This window comes from Longimicrobiaceae bacterium, assembly GCA_035936415.1.
In the GTDB taxonomy this organism is placed as follows: Bacteria; Gemmatimonadota; Gemmatimonadetes; order Longimicrobiales; family Longimicrobiaceae; genus JAFAYN01.
In genome coordinates this window covers 1-4,455 of the sequence record DASYWD010000463.1, presented here as the reverse complement: position 1 = coordinate 4,455, position 4,455 = coordinate 1, and the positions used below count along the sequence as shown (strand labels likewise).

At 74.6% G+C, this 4,455-nt stretch carries 5 protein-coding genes; 4 read left to right on the top strand and 1 reads right to left on the bottom strand.

The window, feature by feature from the left end:
• On the bottom strand, window positions 1–773 hold a 773-nt coding region (locus tag VGR37_18640), incomplete at its 3' end, for a lysophospholipid acyltransferase family protein (GenBank protein ID HEV2149428.1).
• Window positions 774–824: 51 nt separating this feature from the next.
• On the opposite strand from VGR37_18640, the gene VGR37_18635 reads away from it, so the two are divergent.
• The 4 genes from VGR37_18635 to VGR37_18620 all read left to right on the top strand — a co-directional run bounded on the left by VGR37_18635 (window position 825) and on the right by VGR37_18620 (window position 4,294).
• Complete coding sequence (locus VGR37_18635) at window positions 825–1,823, top strand: hydrolase (protein HEV2149427.1); 999 nt, start codon at window positions 825–827, stop codon at window positions 1,821–1,823.
• A gap of 116 nt (window positions 1,824–1,939) precedes the next feature.
• Window positions 1,940–2,788: an HD domain-containing protein gene (locus VGR37_18630; protein ID HEV2149426.1), complete on the top strand. Its 849-nt coding sequence runs from the start codon at window positions 1,940–1,942 to the stop codon at window positions 2,786–2,788.
• 193 nt (window positions 2,789–2,981) lie between these two features.
• On the top strand, window positions 2,982–3,455 hold the full coding sequence (locus VGR37_18625) for a putative molybdenum carrier protein (protein ID HEV2149425.1): 474 nt from the start codon (window positions 2,982–2,984) through the stop codon (window positions 3,453–3,455).
• A complete protein-coding gene (locus VGR37_18620) occupies window positions 3,455–4,294 on the top strand; it encodes a sugar nucleotide-binding protein (GenBank protein ID HEV2149424.1) in 840 nt (279 codons plus the stop codon). The genes VGR37_18625 and VGR37_18620 overlap by 1 nt, the downstream gene beginning before the upstream one ends.
• The last annotated feature ends 161 nt before the right edge of the window (window positions 4,295–4,455 follow it).

Below are 4,455 nucleotides of genomic sequence, written 5' to 3'. Positions count from 1 at the left end.
CCCATCCCCAGCTCGGCCGCGAACACCTCCTCCGCCCACTCCACCATGGGCGCGTCCTCCCACCGCTCCAGGTTCACCGTCACGTCGCGGAGCGCCTCGTCGATGCGCCGCGTCAGCTCGCGCACGGCCGCGGCCTCCCCGCCCCCGGCCCCGGCCAGGTCGTCCCACGCGACGGGCTCGCCGACGACCAGCAGCGCCTCCGAGCGGAAGCGCTCCTTGCGCCGGAACACCAGCCCCACCGGGACGATGGGGAAGCTCCCGCCCGTCCGCTCCGCCGCGCCGAGCGCGATCCGGGCGGCACCGGTCTTGAGGGGGGCCAGCGACGGCTCGCTGTGGCTCAGCCCCTCCGGGAAGATCCCCACCGCGTCCCCCTCCGCCAGCGCGGCGTGCGCGGCCCGGAAGGTGTCGGTGTTCGCTCCCATCTTCGCGGGGTCGTCCTGGGCACGATAGACGGGGATCGCGCCGGCTCCGCGCACCAGCCACCCCACGCCGCGGTCGCCGAAGAGCGGGGCCTTCGCCAGGAAGCGCACTGGGCGCCCCGCGGCGGCGGCGACCGCGGCGGGGTCCAGGAGGGAGTTGGGGTGGTTGGCCACCAGGAGCACGGGGCCGCGGGGCGGGACGCGCTCGCCGCCCACCTCCAGCCGGTAGAAGGTGTGGAGCGCCAGCGACGACAGGCGGGAGAGGGCGGGGAGGAGCCACATGGCGGTGCAGGAGAGGGCACGGAGCGCCGCACCGGAGTGTACCGGGGTGCGGACGGAGACGGCGGCACGCACGCAAAGGTAGCCGCGGCCGGAGCGCCGCGCGAGACGTACGGAACGACTGCGATGGACGGAAAGCCCTACTCGGTTCGCCCCTTCCGCCCCGCGCCGGGGCTGGGGAACCCGCACGCACAGACCATCGGCGGCAGGTACCTCCGCCCCCGCGAGCCGATCCCCTTCCGCCGTGAGCGGGTGGAGACCCCGGACGGCGACTTCCTTGACCTGGACTTCGCGGAGCTCCCCGGCGTCTCCTGGGACGACGCCGGAGCGCCGGCCGCGGTGATCCTGCACGGGCTGGAGGGGTGCTCGCAGTCCGGGTACGTCCTGCAGACCCTGCGCGAGCTCGCGGGGCGGGGGATCCGCGCGGTCGCCCTGAACTTCCGCACCTGCGGCGGCGAGCCCAACCGGCTCGCGCGCTTCTACCACTCCGGGGAGACCGGGGACCTGGGCTTCGTCCTGCGGATGCTGGCGGAGCGGCATCCGCGGGCGCCGCTCGCGGCGGTCGGCTTCTCGCTGGGCGGGAACGTGCTCCTCAAGTACCTGGGCGAGAGCGGGGCGGCGGCGCTTCCCCGGGCAGCCGTGGCGGTGTCAGTCCCCTTCGACCTCGCGGCCGGCGCCCGGAACATGGAGCGGGGGATGGGCCGCGTCTACACCGCCCGCTTCCTCCGCACCCTGCGCGAAAAGTACCGGCAGAAGCGCCCGCTGATCGGCGACGTGGTGGACCCCGCGCGGGTGCTGGCGGCGCGCACCTTCCGCGAGTTCGACGACGCAGCCACGGCGCCGCTGCACGGCTTCCGCGACGCGGACGACTACTACGCCTCCTCCAGCTCGGCGTTCTACCTGGCCGGGATCCGCGTCCCCACGCTGCTGCTGCACTCCACCGACGACCCCTTCCTCCCCGACGCCGCCATCCCGCGGGCCGCCGCGCGCGAGAACCCGTGCATCACGGCGGAGTTCACGGAGCGCGGGGGGCACGTCGGCTTCGTGGCGGGGACGCCCTGGGCGCCGGAGTTCTGGGCCGAGGCGGAGGCGGCGCGGTTCCTGGGCGAGCACCTGGAGGGGTAGCGCGCGGCTGGTACGTGCTTCGCAAGGGAGGCGCAGCACGGGATCGCATCGCAGCATCTTCCCGGGCGGAGCCGCCGGCCCCGCCCGATCGAGAGAACGGAGAACGAAGGGGATCCATGCCCGAGGGGATCGAGGTGCCGGAGGAGCGCGCGGAGTTCGGCCGCACGGTGGCGGAGCGCCTGGCGCACCGCGTCGTCCTGAACGTGCCGAGCCGGAACAACCCGAAGCTTGCCCGCCTGATCGAGCGGATCAACGCCGACGACGAGCTGTACGCGCTCTGGACCGCGGTCAACGTGAACGCCGTGGAGCGCCTGGGAATGACGGACCACGGCCCGGTCCACGTGAAGATCGTGATGAACATCGCCGAGAAGCTCCTGCGCCTCCTCGTGGAGCGCGGCGTGGAGCCGGGGGTGGTGGCGAACTACGGGATGGGGCTGGAAGAGGCGGAGGTGGTGGTGGCGCTCGCCTCGCTCCTGCACGACACCGGGATGTCCATCCACCGCATCGACCACGAGGGCTTCTCGCTCTTCGTGGCGCAGGAGAAGCTCCGAGAGCTGCTGTCCGAGGTGTACGACGTCGCCACGGCCACCGTGCTGCGCTCCGAGGTCCTGCACGCCATCATCGCCCACCGCGCGGGGGGGAAGCCGCTCACCCTGGAGGCGGGGATCGTGCGCGTTGCCGACGCGCTCGACATGGCCAAGGGGCGCTCGCGCATCCCGTTCTCCGCGGGCTCGGTGAGCATCCACTCCATCTCCGCCGCGGCGGTGGAGGCGGTGCACCTGGAGTCCGGCGTGGAGAAGCCGGTCCGCCTGCGGATCGAGCTGTCCAACTCCGCGGGCGTCTTCCAGCTCGACCAGCTCTTCCGCGAGAAGCTGGCGGGGAGCGGGCTGGAGCGGTTCATCGAGCTGGAGGCCGAGTTCATCGGCGAGAACGAGCGGCGGCTGGTGACCGCGTACCGGCTGTAGTCATGGGATCGTTCTTGAACGGCGGGTTGAACAACGGATTCGGGCGTGTCCCCCGCGGGGCGGGGGCCGGGCTGCGGCGCCGTAGAGCACGAAACGACCGTGCTCTACGGCGGCGAGCCTCCGCAAACGGCCGCGGAGTCTCGCCCCTTCGGGCTCGCATCCCTCACGCGGCTCCTCGCGCGGCGCGGGAGAAATGGTCGTGAGCGGGCTGGAGCGGGTCGTCTCGGGGGGACAGGCCGGGGTGGACCGCGCGGCGCTGGACGCCGCGCTGGAGGCGGGGATCGGCGTGGGCGGGTGGTGCCCGGCCGGGCGGCGCGCGGAGGACGGTCGCATCCCCGACCGCTACCCGCTCCGCGAGACCCCCTCGGCCGACGCCGACGAGCGCACGGAGTGGAACGTGCGCGACTCCGACGGCACGCTGGTGGTCTTCGCCGGCCCGCTCCGCGGCGGGACCGAGCTGACGGTGCAGGTGGCGCACCGGCTCGGCAGGCCGCTCCTGGTGGTGGACCTGGCGCGCGGCGAGGACCCGGCGGAGGTGGCGCGGTGGATCACGGTCCTCGGCATCCGCACGCTCAACGTCGCCGGGCCGCGCGAGAGCGAGATCCCGGGGATCTACGGCCGCACGCTCGCGCTGCTGCGCGGCGTCCTCGGCGCGGAGGGCGGGTGATGCGCGTGCTGGTGACCGGAGGGGGCGGGCTGCTCGGCGGCGCCCTCCTCCGCTCGGCCCCGCCGGAGGTGGAGCTGCACGCCACCGTGCGGGGCGCGCCAGCCGCGGGCGCGGCGACCCACCCCGTGGAGCTCACGGACGCGGGGAGCGTCCGCCGGGCCTGGGACGAGGCCCGTCCCGACCTGGTGATCCACACCGCGTTCGACACCCGCGCGGGGGAGCGCGAGATCGCCGACGCGCACCGGAACGTCGCGCGCGCGTGCCGGGAGACCGGCGCGGCGCTGGTGCACCTCAGCACCGACGCGCTCCTGGACGGCAAGCACGCGCCGTACGACGAGACGGCTGCCCCCGCCCCGGTGCACGAGTACGGGCGCCTCAAGGCGCTGGCCGAAGCCGGGGTGCGCGAGGAGTGCCCGGACGCGGCGGTGGTGCGCACCTCGCTCCTCGTGCGCGCAGACCCCCCGGACCGCACCACCGCCTGGGCGGTGGACGCGCTCCGCCGCGGCGAGCCCGTGCGCCTGTTCACGGACGAGCTGCGCTGCCCCGTCGCCGTCGACGACCTGGCGGCACAGCTCTGGGAGCTGGCGGCGCTCCCGGCCGCGGAGCGCTCCGGCGTCTGGAACCTGGCCGGCCCGGAGGCGATCAGCCGCTACGCGCTGGGCCTGCTGATCGCGGCGCGGTACGGACTCGATCCCCGCGGCATCGTCCCGCTCCCGAGCGCCGCCTCGCCAGCGCCCCGCCCGCGCGACCTGCGCATGACCACCGCGCGCGCCGACCACGCGCTGCGGACGCGGCCGCGCGGCGTCAGCGTCGTGCTCGCCCCGACCGACGGCGCATGACCGGGGGCTGTGTCGCGCAGGCGGTCGGAGGCGGGATGGTCTCCGGAAGAAGTGAACCCGAAGGGACTCGCTTGCGAGCACTCGCTTCGCTCAGACATCCACTTCTTCCTCCGACCACCCCGCCTCCTCCCTGTCACCATCCCCGTGACGGCGCCGAACTG

Bases quoted from the DNA above. Each gene is read 5' to 3' on its own strand.
- VGR37_18620 (HEV2149424.1), top strand. From the start codon at position 3,455: ATGCGCGTGCTGGTGACCGGAGGGGGCGGGCTGCTCGGCGGCGCCCTC.
- VGR37_18625 (HEV2149425.1), top strand. From the start codon at position 2,982: ATGGTCGTGAGCGGGCTGGAGCGGGTCGTCTCGGGGGGACAGGCCGGG.
- VGR37_18635 (HEV2149427.1), top strand. From the start codon at position 825: ATGGACGGAAAGCCCTACTCGGTTCGCCCCTTCCGCCCCGCGCCGGGG.
- VGR37_18630 (HEV2149426.1), top strand. From the start codon at position 1,940: ATGCCCGAGGGGATCGAGGTGCCGGAGGAGCGCGCGGAGTTCGGCCGC.